Below are 16,462 nucleotides of genomic sequence, written 5' to 3'. Positions count from 1 at the left end.
TTAAGCCAAAGGAGACAATGCCAAACTTGTTCGAACGTTGCCTTGGCGAGTATTGAAAATCGCCGGCACGGCTCTTTTGGCAAAGTGGAAAGGCTAAACGTTCTTTGGGGAGGAACAAGAAGAGAACCATGCAGCACCATAAGGCGCCCCCTTACCGCGCCATTTACTATTTTACGCCATATAGTTCCAGTTCCCAGACGCGGATGGTGAAGTCTTTGTTTGGGTCGTAGGCCACGAATTTCACGTATCTTCCCTTGACGGGAGCAAAGGTAATGTCTTTCACGTTATCGTTGTTCCCCGTCTCGCTTAGGGCCAAAGTCCAGTCGGTTTGGTTGTCGCTCACAAAGAGTTTAAAGTTTTGGATGTTGTCGTAATCGGTCTCTTTGGTACGGCAGTCGTAGAATTTCAAGCGATAGATTTGGCATGTTTGCCCTAAGTCTACCACCACTTCGTGTTCTTTCTTTCCCTCGGCACACCATTTCTTGCTGTAATTGTCGGGGTCGGCGGTACCATCAAAGAGCCAATCGGGCCTTTCGTCGCCCACGTTGCCGCTACACGACACAACCTTCTTGCCAACACTCAGCAGTTCTATCTTTTTGCTGTTCGATACTTCTACGTTGGTTTTCAGTTCTACGTCGTCGCTCTCATCGTTGCTTTCCACAAACACCTTCACCTCGTAATTACCTTCATCGGGGATTTTCACCACCACTTTATTGCCCCTTTCAGACAATTTCTTAAACTGTTTGGGTAAAGTCCACTTGTACTTGTAGGTGGCAGACGGATTGGTGCCTTCTACCTCAAACGACACTTTGCCGCCAGTGGGAAGCAGCACTTTCGAGGCTTTAAGCCAAAGCTTGTTACCCGTTTGTTGCCCGAATGCCGAAAGCACACCGAGCGTGAGCATAAAGCCCAACGTCAAAAGGAAATGTTTCATGTTGTTTAATATTAATTGTTATTCGATGTTCTCTTCGTTAGTTCGTACCTTATGGTTGCCCCGTTCTTCAGGTCGTCATAAGTAATGATGCCGTCGGTGCAGGTCTTGCCGTTCACCATCACCTCTTTTATATAGATGTTCTTGTCGGTGCGGTTGGGCGCGCTTATCTCGATGTTGCCGTTTGCCCGTTGTATGGTAACCCGTTTAAACAAGGGCGAATTGAGATAGTAGATGTTTTGCCCTGCGTTGGGGAAGAAACCCATAGCCGAGAAAAGCCACCACGAAGACATGGCGCCGCTATCGTCGTTGCCGGGCATGGAATATTCGCCGAAAAGGTTTTCCAACACGTGGTTCACCCAATAGCAAGTGAGGTCCATCCGTCCGGCATGATTGAAGAGGCGCGCCGTAAGGAACGATGGTTCATTGGCCAACTCCAACAGGCTGTTTCTGAAACCGTAGTCCAGTTTCTTGGCAAACTGCTCCTTGCCACCATTCAATTCGATGAGTTTGTCTATGTCGTGGGGCACGAAGAAAGAATAAGTCCAAGCGTTGGCTTCATAAAAATAGCGTTTCCACGAGCCCCAAAAGTAGGTGGCATCTATGTCTATCCACTTTCCGTCTTTGTCTCTGGGGCAAATAAAGCCCTTAAAGCCCTTGCTTTCCAAGTCGGCGTTCCACATGTTCACCCAGCGTTTCGAGCGTTCCAGATATTTCTTGTAGTCGCATTCGTGACCCAATTTCTTGGCTGCCAATGCCACACAGTAGTCGTTATAGGAGTATTCCAAGGCTGTTGATTGGGCCATCACGCCACCGGGGAGCCATCCGTTCTGCCGATAGAACAGCGTATCGTTTTGGCCCAACCCCTTTTCGCCCACCATTAACGGCGCTGCACGGCGCTCGTGGTCGGCACTGAACTTCAAGTACTTGTAAGCCTCAGCCTTGTCAAAGCCTTTAATGTCTTTAATAATAGCGTCGGCCACGATGTTGTCTACATCGTTTCCACCTTGTTCTTCGACCATATCGTTACCTGCTATATAGGCGTCTTTCACCTTTCCGTTCACCTTCCAGCGATTAACGAAGGCCTGAACGTTACGTCCAACCACGTCGGGCTCGATGATGGTGAGCAGCGGGAAGAGCGTACGCCACGTATCCCACACGGCGAAATGGTCGTCCCACAGTTCCTTGTTGCCGAATGCGGGGAACTCGTTGGTGCGGTTTCGGGGCATCAGCAAGCAGTGATACAAGGCCGAATAAAACTGTTTCATCCTCACGGCTGGGGCTTCGTCTACAACGATATCGCTCAATATGCGGTTCCATTTGTCCTCACCACGCTTCTTCGTTGTCTCGAAATCCCACCCTGGAATTTCGGCAGCGAGATACTTCTTGGCCTGTTCAACACTGTTAAACGATATGGCTATCTTGAGCTTAACCACCTCACCGTTGTTCGTGTAGTATGTAAAGTAGCTACCAATACGGTCTTCTCCTTTGGTAAGCTCAGCCTTCTTGGCGCCTTGTTGCAGCGTTCCGTTTTTCCATACGCCAAACGATCGAGGCTTCTTATCTAGCTGAGCGGTGAAATACAACTTGTAAAAACCACCGCTGAAACCTCCTTCGTATTCAATCATACCCGAAAACTTGTCGCCTTCGTCACTGTCTATGCTCACGTTGTTTGCCTTAACCGTTCCGCCGATATATTTGGCAATGTCGCGGGTAAGACTGTGGGTTACGTCCATGGCTATGTTCGCCTCGGGCGTTTGTGGGAAAGTGAAGCGGTAAATGGCGGCATGTTCGGTTGGCGTTAGTTCGGTAACGATACCATACCTATCTAATTTTGCCCTATAATAGTTGGGCTTAGCCACCTCGTCACTTGCTGGCGAGTCGTGTTCGGTTTCGCCAATACTAAGCCCCACTTGAGGCGAAAGCAAGAAATGGCCATACTTTCCCCATCCCGTTCCACTAACGTGCAGCTGTCCGAAGCCACGTATTGGCTGATTAGGCGCATATCCGTCGTGTTCGCCTTCTGGTGTTTGGGGCGACGGATTGATAGAACCGAACGGCATTTGCGGACCGATTACGCAATTGCTTCCATTAGCATCGATAACCCCCACCCTATTGTCTACAAACGACATCAGTGCGTATATCTTTTTCTTACCCTCCGTATGCAGATAGCGTGGCTTAACCATAGCACCCCATTTGCCTATCGGCTCGATGCGCGAGGGCTGCCCTGCGCCCCTAGTCCACACCTGGAACTCCATCAAGCGCACAGCGTCGTCTTTGGCCTCTTCGGGCACAAGGAAACGAACTAAGCGCACACCTTTCCAATCCACATCGTAAACACGTTGGTTTTGTGTATTTGTTGTCTCCGTTATTCGGTCGGTCCAGTGTTGTCCGTCGACACTTGTTTGCACCTTATATATGTTGTTGGGGTCCCAATTTTCCCATATCAGGCAAACCTTACGCACGTTGTAATCTTTCTGAAGGTCGTAAAGCAACCACTTGTTTGGCGAGCTGTTGTCGCACCATTTGGTTCGCACGTCCCCATCGCAAGCCTTCTCGGGCGTCTCATTCTGGTTGACGAATGCCGACGCACTCACATCAATGTCTTTCGACAGGGCGATGTTGCGCATAACGGTATCTGCGTTTGCGATTTGTGCCTGCTTTGTTACGGTCACCTTTTTACGTTTTGCGCGCGTGTTGTCCGTAGGGAAATTTGTCCGCACCACAGCGTGCAAGGCTACGGCTACAAACAACAGAGCCGGTAATAATGTATGTTTTCTCATTTGTCTATATAGGTAAATATATTGTTACTGTTAATACGTATTTACACCTATTGCAAGGATTAGGCAAAGCAGGGCTGTTTTATGGGCAACCATTCAATTTGCTATTGATTTAGCTCCACAAGGAATAAAATGGTTGCAACAGCGCACATTTTACCATAATCTAACAACAATTGGCCGGTTTTCGTGCACAAAATTAGGAATAATATAGTAAATCATTGTACACTATATTATCAATATACAATACTTTCTTGCATTATCGCATTTTTTTTGTAACTTAGGCCGTAATACAGCACCTTTTACGTCAGCTCGGGATAAGGATTAGCTTAGAAGAGTTCCAATTGCCTACTCTTTTCAATGTGCATGGGTAGAGTTTCGGACTTATTCTCGAAGAAACAGTATGCAGCCAATGCCGCGATTCATGAGGAAGCTATGTACAGAACGATGCCGTGAATGGACAAGGTTGGCCTTGGGTGAAGAGGTTCTCAAAGAAATTTTGTTTGATGTACCCCTTGTCGGCAAACACTTTACCGTAGAGCACCTTGGTGAAGATCTTCCACACTCTGGAGTCTCTATCGTCTACGTTTGCGGGAGTCAGACAGAAGGTGAGGACGTCGCCCATCTCGTTGCACAGCAGATGCAGCTTGAAGCCATGACACCAGTCCATCGTCCCCTTTCCGTTCTTGGTAAGTCCATCAAACACCTTGTTAAATCTCCTTCTCATGTTGTGGCATACGGGAATCATCGTGCTGTCTACGAAATTAATACCCGTGCATTTCCCAAAACCTTCGATGCGCATGAAGGCCATCAGGTCGAAGAACACGCGGGGCATGAGTTCCACGAAACGCGTGTAGGAAACAGCCTTAGGGAAGTAGCTTGCCAGATGTTCCTTGACGAAAAAGAGGTAATAGTGCTTGAAGTTGCGGAAAGAACCAAAATGGTAGTACAGCAGAATGGTCATGATTTCGTTCTTAGACATTTGCCCTTTGCGGTTTTTCATGTGCTTATATCCCTCGTCTATGGGTGCAATATGAAGGTTTTTAGTTAATTCGGCATCTAAATTCTTGCAGAACTCATCCTGTATACAGAATATTTCAGTAACGTTGTCAGTGGTAGTCATCGCTATATATGTTTGTAAGCGGTACAGCCATTGCCACCAAGTCGGGTAGTCGATACAACTTCACCCTCGACCATAAGGCGGCTTACCTTACCTTTATGCCCTACAACCAGCAAGGTGCCATAGACGGTGCCTATATTACTCAAATCAAGGTGACTGCCGACCAAGCCATCGCAGGTGAGTTCAACTTCAACGACAATGGTATCGACCTCACATCACGCCCCATAGCCTCCGCAACCAACCAAAGTATCACTCTCACACTCAACAACAACTTCACTGTCCCCGGAGGCACTATCCCCGACCCTTCCAAGAACGCTGCCATCATGGTATTAGCTCCCGGTACCTACGGCACTCTCACCGTGGAATACACCCTGCGCGACAACACCACCCAAAAGAGTGGCACCATCACCAAGACTTACAACAATCTCACCCTTACTGCCGGCAAAAACCGTCGTGTGGTTACCGATTTGCAAGTGACCGACTACAGCCCATGGCTCAATTATTTCTACCAATGGGATGCTAAGGCTCCTTACTGGGATGGCGTAACCTTACCCGATGTGCTCGAAAACAATACCAATTACGACAGTTATGGCACTCGCTCCGCTAATAGCAACTACAGCACTGCTTATAATGGCTACGGTGTAGTCACCAATGCTGTCAATTCCTGCACCATTGCCCCCAACGCCAATGAGATGCTGTATTACAAAACTTACGGCGACCCACATTATGACAATAAGACTCCCTGGACTTTCAAAGGACACCTTTATACGGGCGGCTTATGGCTAAAGAAACGATCGGTAATCTACAACGACTTAAAAGCCGCAGGCTACAGCCAGCTGACCTCTCAAACTGACATGAAAGAGAAGTTCTACTTTTCTTCTTCTGATGCAACGGGCATCGATTTCCGTACCACCTACCAATATCTACCGTCCACTCCCACCAGAGATATCCCTGCCTCCACCTCCGACTACTTCTTCCTTCCCATGTTAGGTTCCTTCAGCACGGGCACTCTCAACTATGTTGGTCGCCTCGGTATCTATTGGTCGTCAAGTGGGGACCCACTCAACAGCTTAGGTCTCAATGCGTACCTCATGGGCTTCCAAGAGGATGAAGTAATCATAATGGGTGGTTATCGCCCCTATGCGTCTGTCTTACAACCATTTGAGTGATTCAAAGTGGTATTACCTCGTGTGAAAACCATTGCAATTAATATCCCCCTCGCGCTCCTCGGCTCGACAGCCGAAGACGGAGGGTATCAACAAGAAATATTTTTTAGTTAACATATTTATTCATCCGCTTATGTGCGAAAAAGAGATAAAGACGAAAGGTCGGTAGGAAGGAAATGGTATGTTGTTCTGATGCAGGTTCTGTCTACGCTTACTATAGGCAAGATGTAGTCCTACTTTAGACGAGGTCTAGTCCTAGGACAGATGGCATCTACTCCTACTTTAGACACGATGTAGTCCTACTACAGACAAAGGCTGTTCTGATTACAGACCATATCCGCCTTGATTTCAGACAACAGATTGTTCAGCTTCAGGCGGCAATATACCGCTCTACTTCAAACCGCCCGCCACCTGCGTTTCGATTTCGACCGTAAGCACAAAACATTTTAAATTATGGCTTTTTGGAAGAAAATGCTAATGAAAATCAACAACCGGTGGTACCCCAAATCAATTCTTGTGGGTAGCCCCGTGAGTACCGAACAGCTGTGCAAACGCATCGCTGCCGAGTCGACCGTTAGTGCAGCCGACGTGCGTGCCGTGTTCACCGCACTGGCCCCGATTATGGCCGACTATATGGCGCAAGGCCGTTCGGTGAAACTCGACGGCATCGGCTCGTTCTACTTTACGGCCATTGCGGCTAAGGGCGGTGCCCCGACAGAGAAAGAGGTGTCGGCCAATCTGATTACCGGCGTTCGTGTGCGCTTTATCCCCGAAACACGGTTCAGCAAGAGTGCGGCAGGGAGCGGTAGCGGCAAACGCGCCGTTCGCGGACTGTCGGATGTGACGATTGAATGGGAGGAATGGAAAGGCGAGGAGAAGAAACCCGCTAAGCCAAAGCCGAAACTGTAGAAAGGTGAAATATTGAAAAAGGTGAAAGGGTGAAAAGCATGCTCGGTCGTGTGGCGTAGTATCTTTTCACTCTTCCTGTTTTATTGCTTTTTAAACAAAATAATCTAATGTAGGCAGAAATACTTGTACACTTTTCTAAAAAATGGTAGAGATGTTATATCCATATTTATATACTGAAAGTGTATAGTATTGAAAAATAAGAATAGAAATTATCCGTATAATATACAAAGAAGAGTTTATCATACTTGGATATAGTTCGTATAAACAACAAGTGCTATAAAACTTAATATTACAAGGATAGACAAAGCTAGGATCTTACATCTTGTGCAATACAATATTATGTATAACATTGCCATGAATATTGCTAAAACAATTCCTAAAGAGACAATATTGATAATCGAAGCTTTTGGAGTAATTTCTTTGTTTCCGAATAACTGGATACTACCGAACAGAAAGGTTATGATTGTTATAAAAATACCTAAGTATTCAAAAGACTGACGCCTAAAATCTCGAATACTGTTAGCAACGCTCGTTATTTCGGCTTCTCTCTTTGCTAAGCGTTCTTTCATCCTTAAGTACAGCATTAAATCTCGATATTTACGCTCATCATCTTTTAATTTATGTGGAGAAATAGGCTTTGAAAATGTGGATGCAAAAAAGATGGTATTATCAGTTTTACAATCATTTTTCAAAAGCTGGAAGGGAGTAAAGCAGCGCAATATGCACTCTTCATATGTTGATTTATATTTTTTGTATAGATTGTTATATAGCTCCAATCCGTTTTGAAGTTGTTTACTCTCATCCTCTTTAAGGGTTTCTATATGCTTACCCAAGAAGGATAGTGCTTTTTTATATGGATGATAATTCGTAATACCTGTTTCTTCTTGGGTAGCTTCTATTTTTTCTATATCTATTTTCAAGCTATCAATAGTATATCCTTTTTGTTTTAGTGATAAGGAAAAATAGCAATTTGAGATATAACTTTTTATACTTTGAATGGCTTCGGAATCGAACTTAGATAAACCCCTGTTCTTCATTGATTCTTCATATTCATGAAAGTCTTCTAATAAGTTTTTTAATCTCTGTACTGACTTTCTCTCTGATGTATCATAATAATATGCTAAAACAATAAAACCTGTTGAAGAAAAGTTCTTTTCAGAGAATTCTTTTTGATATTTACAAATTAGCTCCTTCTCATATCTACATGGGTACATCTGTGCAAAAAAAGAAGAGAATTCTTTATTGAATGTGTCACCTTTTATTATCTCATTCACTTTCTTTTTTTCGAAATCGACAGAATAATAGTATTTTTCTTTATTATCAAAGACAAACGTCTTTCCTAACAAGAAAGAGCACTTACTTTTCAACTTTTGAAAAACTTGGCGTAAATCTTCGTTATCAAGTCCGATAATAGTCGCTTCAATCTCGTAGTACAACTTTATAAGCGTTTCTCTATATTCTCTTTTATTGATTAGTGTGTGGTCTATATAAAGCAATTTAAGCGATATCGTATGCCAAGCATCATAGTATTGAAAATTCTCTAATGGGCTTGCTACTGTAGAAGAATCATTTTTGGTGAGATTTACCTGTAACGTTCTATTTTCAGTTTGAATACCAAAAAGAGCCTCTCTTAGCCCTTTTAATGCATTTCTAATATAAGGAGAGAATTTGCTATCATTATTAAGTAGGATATTTTCAAACTCCTCTATTTTCTCTGTGTAATTATCTTCTAAATACTCACCAATAAATAGAGCGTTATTCATTGTTATAAAGAATATACGTTCAAATTCTTCATACTTTTCTTTGGTAAAAACGTCCTCTTCTGTACTATATTTTTCAGATAAGCCATTGGAGTTGTCCTCTTGTGAGAAAAACTCTTTGTATTTATCAATACATTCTTCGATGTGCAAACCCATATTTATTGGTAATATTTGACACTTTTTTGAATCATTCTTGCAGGCATATCTATGCTATGTCTGTTATTAGACAAGGCAACATTATAGCATGTTCTCCAACAACTCCATTTATGGGTGATATCTACCAACTCAAAAGGCTGGGATTGTAATATTTTAGGGTTTTTTATCAGCAATTGCTCTATAGCATCATTAATTTCTTGCCTATCTTGTCCTTTTAGATTTATATCACGGTCCTCTTTTATAGTGCACAAAGATGAACTTATGTAATATTTATTAAGTCTATTTGTTTGAATTGCATTATAAATATCACTTTCAACAGGTCCATAAGGCATAGCAGAAAATTTATTAAAAATCCTTGTAAGCCCTTCTTCATTTTCGTTTGAAGAAACACCTACAACTAGGAATAGAAGTTTTATTAGTTTCAGAGTCGTAAACCCATCTAAACTACCATTGTTCCTAAGACGTAATTGGTCTACAATATACTCAAAACAAGCTATTTTCTCTTCCATAATATATACTCTACTATCTTGATGATAATATTACTAGTGGCGCAAAGATACACATAAAAAATGAGTATAGCACTGTTTAAACCCATAAAATTCACAATTATCTTATAACTCACCTCTGTAGAAAGCATTCATTTCGATATGACATTTTATGCATGGTGGAGAACGGACTTCTTTTGCCAACAAGGGCAGAGAGGAATTTGTTCCGGCTATGCCGAGCGCAGCTAAGATTGGTGCAAAGCACACATCATTCACGACAGTGAAAGTGCGAACCGTCCGAACAATGCGCAGGAGGTGTACCTTAACGAACTGGGCAGTGAGAGCCCGATGCTCGTGCGGCTCATCATGAAGTCCATTTACAGGCAGGACAGACGAACAGTCAAGCACATCGGCTGCAAGCATTTCGGTGTACAATACCTGCTGAAAGGTATTTATACGCACGGCGGACTGATTTACTTCCACACGGAAATCAGGAACCAAAGCCACATTCCTTTCGACGTGGATTACGTCACTTGGAAAATCGTGGACAAGAAGGTAGTCAAGCGCACGGCCGTGCAGGAGCAGGTCGTGCTTCCGCTGCGGGCGCAGAACTATGTTACCTGCGTGCCGGGCGGCAAGAGTGAGCGCACGGTCTTTGCCATGTCGAAGTTCACCATCCCCGACGGCAAGCAACTTGTCGTGGAGCTGTGCGAGAAGAACGGCGGCAGGCATCAGTCGTTCGTCATCGAGAACGAAAACCTTGTGCGTGCAAGGGAAATCAGCGAACTTGAAGTGAAGTAATGATGAGAAAGCTTGCATTTTTCCTCTTTGTCGTGTCGCTTGCCCTCTTTGCAGGGCAGGCGCACGCCCAACGCTGTCTGCCCGGAATGAAAGGTATCCGCCTCACGGCAGGCATGGCAGACGGTTTTTATGCCAAGTCTGCAAGTAACAACGCAGGCTATTCGTTCAGGGCTTCGCTTTCCACCTACACCAAAGGCGGACATCAATGGGTGTTCGGGGCAGAATATCTCCGCCGATACCATCCTTATCGGGAAAGCCGCATTCCCGTGGAGCAGTTCACGGGTGAGGGTGGTTTCTTCTGTGACGTGCTTTCGGACGGAAGCAAGACCTTTTTCCTGTCGGCGGGTGTTTCCGCCTTGGCAGGCTATGAGATGGTTAATGGCGGCAAGAAACTGCTCTTCGACGGCTCTACGATACGCAATAAAGACGGTTTTGTTTATGGTGGGGCAATCACCTTGCAGGCGGAAACCTATCTGACGGACAGATTGGTGTTGCTGCTCTATGGCAGGGAGCGTTGTCTGTGGGGAGGTGCTACGGGGCATTGATGCCAATGTTGTCATCCCCAACTATGAGGAGGTAAGGTATCGTGTGCGGGGCAAGCGGTATTATACCATCGGCTTCCGTAATATGACACTAATTTACTCCACAATGCCCTCTTCCATCAGTTCAAAAAGAATTTCAAATATGTTTCTTGAGGGTGTTTGTTGTATCTATTCCTTGTAAGTGTACTCTTTCCCATCTATTTTTGCATGGCTTCCATCAAACCATTGGTTAACCTTAATTACTGTATAACGATATTCAATAGTTTCATATCTTGCTCTTATTTTTATAGTTTCCTCTACTTCTATATCACAATTTATAGAAGTCCCCGACTCAAATGAAACCTTTCTGTTGTGGACATCAGTGAGAAAATCATGGTCTTTCATTATAAACGGAATTTCTTTTCCATTATATTTTCCTCTCCATTTTAAGCGTTTAACTTCTACCAATAATGGAGAAATAATGAGGATGTTGGTTCCTAAAACCTTATATTTTCGAGTTCGCTTAGTTACAATATGTCCTTCAAAGTCTTTTTTGTCAATTGCAGTATTGAGAATTTGTTCCTTGTTTCTAATATTAGTCAGTATTGATTGGACCTTTACTACCTGAGGATCAGAATTTAGTTTTCCATAGTAGATACTGGCAAAGTTTTCCAATTTTTCTTCTCCCTTAATCAATGCCGCAGTTTCCTCTTCTGTGAGATTAGATTCTTTTATTTTACTTGCTGCTTCTATCAAATCTTTCACTTTTTCTGTAGAATCTTTTGCCGGGCTTATAAAATGCCCTAAAAGTATACCAGCAAGGCCTATGAATAAAGGATTTTTACATAAAATAGTGAGATTATCCTTCCAGCCTCCTTCTTCACTTAGATTGGAGATAAGTTCAAGATTTTTTTCCTGAGAAAGACGAGCTATCTCCTGAATATACGATAGAAGAATCTTTTCGCATTCATTGTGAGTTATGGCATTTATAGAATGACGATTTTCTTCATCCATGAAATAATGGATTTGTAAGGCAAGTTCTTGATTTTCCATCTTTATTCTATTCGTTTACAGAAATTAATATTTAATATATAAAAATTCCTATGCGTACTTCTTACAACTTAATTACACTTAAGCAACTAAGAGGCAAAGAACGAAAGTGCGATTCACCCACAATATTAGCAAAATTTCTTGAGATATACAAAATTTCTTTCAAGAAATACTAAAGAGCAGAAATAGTATGATGCTTGTCCAACATTTCTTTTCCATTTATTTATTTGCTCGTTTAAAAGAATGTTATATCTTTTACGCTGTAAAAAAATTAGTAACAACATATCACAAAGTAATGGTGTAATGCAAAGAATGTTAGATTTCTCTGCTAATTTATTGCCCAATTATTTGGTAGCTCCAAAAAATTGCTAATACACTTCGCACCGTCGCTCAGATAACACTTTAAACACTCTTTATACTGGTACGCGTGCGTTAGGCGCGATGTAACCCACATAAGCAAAGAGCTGCGAGAAGTCCCCTTTGTTCGCTTTTTTATGTTCTTTTGCTTGCAAGACGAAAGAGAAAATAAAACGAGTTTTGTTCGAGAATGGTAAAACGGGTTATTTTAGTGAAAGCGGTCGTCAAGGACATACCCCCATTGCAATCGTGTTTGCCTTACATCGGGCTATTGCTCTTTGGGATGCCAATGGGGGAGCAAAAGCAAAGTTTGATGCGGATGATTATCATAATTGGGGACAACGCAATTTCAAAATGTTTTTTTATTTATGAAGAAGGGCTAGGCAATACCACAAGTAGTCAAGTGTGAACATGAAAAAAAACTATAAGGGTAAAGCAAAAGCTGAAGACCTGCTTTTTCCTGCATACTATTATGCAGGTAACTTCTATAACAGTTCGGATTTAACAAACAAGGTTATACTTACCGGAGTAAATATTAATAAACCCGGCGTTTGGTATTTACCAAGTTGGTATGAATGGAAGGAAGTTTTTATGAAGTTGGGATTTAGCGATGGTAGTCAAGTTGCAGATAATTCTGCTTATCCATTTAAAAGTAGCATCGTTAATCGTGCTTTTACCACAGTGAATGGTACTTCGTTTATAGACGAATATGATGACGGAAAAGGAAAGGTACGAAGTCTGCCTTTCGGACTTGCTGCGCTGGGCAGGCGTGTACTTTTCCTACGGCTTTGTCAGGCAACTTGAAGGTGTCGGAGGTAAACGAGTGAGGGATTTATCACCACCTGAATAGCTCCGACTTCTTCAAGGACAAACAATGCGGATTTTACAACCGCTTCCAAGAAAAGGAAAATACTAAAACAGCTCTGAAAAATTGTCTTGCTGAAATCCAGACCTTGAAAAGTGTAACCAACACACATAAATGTGGCAGGTAGCAGATTTGTCGAAATCCCTTTCGACAGACAGCTCCCTGCCTCTTTTGTCGGTCATGCTAAAGGTAAAATGTGTTATGCCTGATAGCGAAGTTTACGAAGAGAGGGCATAACTTGTTTCTGCTGAAGACAAGGAGGATTTCAGTAAGACAAAACCATCGAAACGACAACAGAAGTCTGTCCGACAAGAAAAAACAAATGTTTTCTTTGGTCGGACAACACATTTTATTTACCTTTGTACTAGTAACAAGAGTTGTTTGAAACGACAGCAAATCAAGGAAGTTCAGAGAATTTGGGTAGTAACCAAATCGTAACCCTTTTCTTGTTTTCTATTTTATATCTACTTATTATCAATGAGTCCAAAGAAGCTTAGCTTTTACAACTCAAAAGCTAAGAGATGGGAAACATCTTCGCAACCTATTGATTTTTATAAAGATGGCCGTCTACACCGAGAAAAAGGAAAGAAAAGTTTTGGATGTTACGAAATAATGACTTACCTTTGCAGACGCAAAAACGGGACAGGGGTTCCGGGAAATGCAGAGGTGAAGCATCCTTAGCTCAGTTGGTAGAGCAACTGACTCTTAATCAGTGGGTCTAGGGTTCGAATCCCTAAGGATGTACTTTTACGCCGCATTTTTCTTGCCTGCACCCTTAGCTCAGTTGGTAGAGCAACTGACTCTTAATCAGTGGGTCTAGGGTTCGAATCCCTAAGGGTGTACAAAAGCTAATCGGTCTTCTCCGGTTAGCTTTTTTTGTTGAAAGGACCTTTGGCACGGTGTTTGTAATCAGATACGGTGTATAGGTATCTGCAAGCAAGTCTTGAGATCTCGGCGAGTGAGTCTTCAGACATCAAGTAAATGAATCAACAAAAAGAAAGAGGAAACATTAGATATGATCAGTCAATTTTCGCCCAAAGTTTCAGAAATCCTGGCTTTCAGTCGGGAGGAAGCAACACGACTGGCCAGCGACTCGGTGGGGCCAGAGCACCTTCTGCTCGGCATTCTCCGCGGAGGCGATGGGCCGGTGAGCGAACTCTTTACGCGTATGGCCGTGAACGTGCAGGCGATACGAACAGAATTGGAAGAGCGCGTGCGCGCATATGCGTTGAACAATCCCATCACAACCCGCGAATTGGTGCTCAACGAAAAGGCCAGCAACATCTTGAAGTTGGCCGTGCTCGAGGCGCGCATCCAGCATACGCAGATGGTAGACGTGCAACATTTGCTGTTGGCCATTCTGCATGACAGGGTGGACAACGGTGCTAAGTTTGTGTTGGAGAAGAACGACCTCAACTATGAGGACACGCTGGCCTACTGGCAGAAGCGCGCCATGCCGACGGAGAATCAGCTGGGACTGTCGGACGAGGAGGAGGAAGCTCCCGTTTCGCAGGGCGGAGGTGGACAACAGAGCCGCCGGGCCACAGCCACGCAGACGGCCAAGAGCAGTGGAAAGACGCCCGTGCTCGACAATTTCTCTACCGACCTGACGCAGGCGGCGGTCGAGGAGAAGCTCGACCCGGTGGTGGGACGCGAGAAGGAGATTCTGCGCGTGGTAGAGATTCTCTGCCGACGGAAGAAGAACAACCCCATCATCATCGGCGAACCGGGTGTAGGCAAGAGTGCCATCGTGGAAGGTTTGGCGCAGTTGATTGCCAAGAGAAAGACCTCGCCGGTGCTCTTCAACAAGCGCATCGTGAGTTTAGACATGGCCGGCATCGTGGCCGGTACGAAATATCGCGGACAGTTTGAGGAGCGCATCCGGGCGTTGCTCAAGGAGATTGAGAACAATCCCGACGTTGTTGTCTTCATCGACGAGATTCATACGCTCATCGGTGCAGGCAGTGCGCCGGGCAGTATGGATGCCGCCAACATCATGAAACCGGCTTTGGCGCGCGGGACGATACAGTGCATCGGAGCCACGACGCTGGACGAATACCGGGGCAGCATCGAGAAAGACGGAGCCTTGGAACGACGGTTTCAGAAGGTGATGCTCGAGGCCACGACGACGGAGGAGACCTTAGAGATTCTCAAAAACATCAAAGACCGATACGAACGGCATCATCACGTCTCGTACACGGAGGAGGCTTTGCAGGCGTGTGTGCGTCTGACGGAACGTTATGTCACCGACCGCGCTTTCCCCGACAAGGCCATCGACGCCCTGGACGAGGTGGGAGCCAAGGTGCATTTGCAGCACGTGGAGGTGCCGCCGGCCATTGTCGAGAAAGAAAAAGAACTGGAGGAGGCCAAGGAGAAGAAGCAAAGTGCGGTGGTGAATCAGGACTACGAGCGGGCGGCCCACTACCGCGACTGTCAGAACCGACTGGAGAGCGAACTCGAGGAGCTGAACCGGCAGTGGATGAGCGGCGAGGGAGCCGACCGACAGACGGTGACCGAACGGGAGGTGGCCGATGTCGTTTCGGCGATGAGCGGTGTGCCCGTTCAGCAGATCACCCAGAGTGAGAGTCTCCGGTTGAAAGGCCTGGGAGAGGAGCTTCGCCGAGCGGTCATCGGTCAGGATGGAGCCATCGACAAGGTGGTGCGAGCCATTCTGCGCAACCGGGTCGGACTGAAGGCCCCCCATCATCCCATTGGCGTTTTCCTCTTCCTTGGACCCACCGGTGTGGGTAAGACCCACTTGGCCAAAAGACTGGCCCGAGAACTCTTCGGCAGCGACGAGGCCCTCATCCGCGTAGACATGAGCGAATATACCGAAGCCTTCAACGTATCGCGCCTGGTGGGTGCGCCTCCGGGCTACGTGGGCTATGAGGAGGGCGGGCAGCTCACCGAGCGGGTGCGACGCAAGCCCTACTCCATCGTTCTGCTCGACGAGATTGAGAAAGCCCACGGCAACGTTTTCAACCTCCTTCTCCAAGTGCTCGACGAGGGTCGCCTCACCGACGGCAACGGCAGACTCGTCGATTTCCGCAACACCATCATCATTATGACTTCCAACGCCGGGACGCGTCAGCTCAAAGAGTTTGGCCGCGGCGTGGGCTTCAACACCGGTGGCGCGTTCGGTTCTGCCCTCGACGAGAAAGACAAGGCTTATGCCCGCAGCATCATCCAGAAGAGTTTGAGCAGGCAATTTGCGCCCGAGTTTCTCAATCGGCTCGACGAGATCATCACCTTCGATCAGCTCGACCCATCCTCCATTCGCCGCATCATCGACCTCGAGCTCATCGGGCTCCACCGCCGCGTCGAGGCCTTGGGCTATCGACTCTGCATCACCGAGCAGGCAAAGGAATTCGTCGCCACGAAAGGTTACGATGTTCAGTTTGGTGCTCGCCCGCTCAAGCGTGCCATCCAAACCTACATCGAAGATCTCTTGGCCGAGCAAATCCTCTCCGCCTCGCTGCCCCCCGGCTCCACCCTCTCCATCGATCGAGATCCCGAACGGGAGGAATTGAGACTTGACAAATGACAGATCGATGAATGGAAGAA

The 16,462-nt window shown here is 45.4% G+C and carries 11 protein-coding genes, 2 tRNA genes and 3 pseudogenes; 10 read left to right on the top strand and 6 right to left on the bottom strand.

The window, feature by feature from the left end; translation table 11 throughout:
* Positions 1-166 precede the first annotated feature (166 nt).
* The 3 genes and pseudogenes from J5A66_RS03935 to J5A66_RS03925 form a co-directional block, all read right to left on the bottom strand.
* The gene (locus tag J5A66_RS03935) at positions 167-934 is read right to left on the bottom strand and encodes a discoidin domain-containing protein (protein ID WP_009231264.1); all 768 of its coding nucleotides are present in this window, start codon (positions 932-934) and stop codon (positions 167-169) included.
* An 11-nt stretch (positions 935-945) separates the two neighbouring features.
* Positions 946-3,714, bottom strand: a complete 2,769-nt coding sequence (locus tag J5A66_RS03930) for a GH92 family glycosyl hydrolase (RefSeq protein ID WP_211791177.1) — start codon at positions 3,712-3,714, stop codon at positions 946-948.
* A 323-nt stretch (positions 3,715-4,037) separates the two neighbouring features.
* Positions 4,038-4,831: pseudogene (locus J5A66_RS03925) on the bottom strand (IS982 family transposase).
* Between the two features lie 8 nt (positions 4,832-4,839).
* Here J5A66_RS03925 and J5A66_RS03920 point away from each other — a divergent pair.
* Positions 4,840-5,997 (top strand): hypothetical protein, encoded by a 1,158-nt coding sequence (locus J5A66_RS03920; protein ID WP_211791175.1) that lies wholly within the window; start codon positions 4,840-4,842, stop codon positions 5,995-5,997.
* A gap of 450 nt (positions 5,998-6,447) precedes the next feature.
* On the top strand, positions 6,448-6,903 hold the full coding sequence (locus tag J5A66_RS03915; RefSeq protein WP_211791173.1) for an HU family DNA-binding protein: 456 nt from the start codon (positions 6,448-6,450) through the stop codon (positions 6,901-6,903).
* 239 nt (positions 6,904-7,142) lie between these two features.
* On the opposite strand, the gene J5A66_RS03910 is transcribed toward J5A66_RS03915, so the two are convergent.
* Positions 7,143-8,819 carry a hypothetical protein gene (locus J5A66_RS03910; RefSeq protein WP_211791172.1) on the bottom strand — a complete coding sequence of 559 codons (1,677 nt, stop codon included), beginning with the start codon at positions 8,817-8,819 and terminating at the stop codon, positions 7,143-7,145.
* Between the two features lie 2 nt (positions 8,820-8,821).
* On the bottom strand, positions 8,822-9,328 hold the full coding sequence (locus tag J5A66_RS03905) for a type II toxin-antitoxin system antitoxin SocA domain-containing protein (protein WP_211791170.1): 507 nt from the start codon (positions 9,326-9,328) through the stop codon (positions 8,822-8,824).
* Positions 9,329-9,574: 246 nt separating this feature from the next.
* Between J5A66_RS03905 and traN the strand changes: the two are divergent.
* The 3 genes and pseudogenes from traN to J5A66_RS10155 form a co-directional block, all read left to right on the top strand.
* Positions 9,575-10,105 (top strand): annotated as a pseudogene (traN, locus tag J5A66_RS03900) (conjugative transposon protein TraN); the annotation flags it as partial.
* A gap of 2 nt (positions 10,106-10,107) precedes the next feature.
* A complete protein-coding gene (locus tag J5A66_RS03895) occupies positions 10,108-10,650 on the top strand; it encodes a conjugal transfer protein TraO (protein WP_211791425.1) in 543 nt (180 codons plus the stop codon).
* Positions 10,640-10,732: pseudogene (locus J5A66_RS10155) on the top strand (DNA primase); the annotation flags it as partial. The gene J5A66_RS03895 and the pseudogene J5A66_RS10155, both read left to right, overlap by 11 nt.
* An 83-nt stretch (positions 10,733-10,815) precedes the next feature.
* Here J5A66_RS10155 and J5A66_RS03890 read toward each other — a convergent pair.
* Complete coding sequence (locus J5A66_RS03890; RefSeq protein ID WP_211791168.1) at positions 10,816-11,679, bottom strand: hypothetical protein; 864 nt, start codon at positions 11,677-11,679, stop codon at positions 10,816-10,818.
* Positions 11,680-12,213: 534 nt separating this feature from the next.
* Here J5A66_RS03890 and J5A66_RS03885 point away from each other — a divergent pair.
* From J5A66_RS03885 to J5A66_RS03865, 5 genes are all read left to right on the top strand, one after another.
* The gene (locus J5A66_RS03885; protein WP_211791165.1) at positions 12,214-12,405 is read left to right on the top strand and encodes a hypothetical protein; all 192 of its coding nucleotides are present in this window, start codon (positions 12,214-12,216) and stop codon (positions 12,403-12,405) included.
* Between the two features lie 39 nt (positions 12,406-12,444).
* Positions 12,445-12,837 carry a hypothetical protein gene (locus J5A66_RS03880; RefSeq protein ID WP_211791163.1) on the top strand — a complete coding sequence of 131 codons (393 nt, stop codon included), beginning with the start codon at positions 12,445-12,447 and terminating at the stop codon, positions 12,835-12,837.
* 732 nt (positions 12,838-13,569) lie between these two features.
* Positions 13,570-13,642 (top strand) — tRNA-Lys (locus J5A66_RS03875).
* A gap of 25 nt (positions 13,643-13,667) precedes the next feature.
* A tRNA-Lys gene (locus J5A66_RS03870) sits at positions 13,668-13,740 on the top strand.
* Between the two features lie 173 nt (positions 13,741-13,913).
* The gene (locus J5A66_RS03865; protein ID WP_211791161.1) at positions 13,914-16,442 is read left to right on the top strand and encodes an ATP-dependent Clp protease ATP-binding subunit; all 2,529 of its coding nucleotides are present in this window, start codon (positions 13,914-13,916) and stop codon (positions 16,440-16,442) included.
* Positions 16,443-16,462 lie beyond the last annotated feature (20 nt).

Source organism: Prevotella sp. oral taxon 475 (assembly GCF_018127805.1).
Lineage (GTDB): Bacteria > Bacteroidota > Bacteroidia > Bacteroidales > Bacteroidaceae > Prevotella.
Note: the sequence above shows the minus strand (reverse complement) of the source record. Positions and strands in the feature narration are given on the sequence as shown.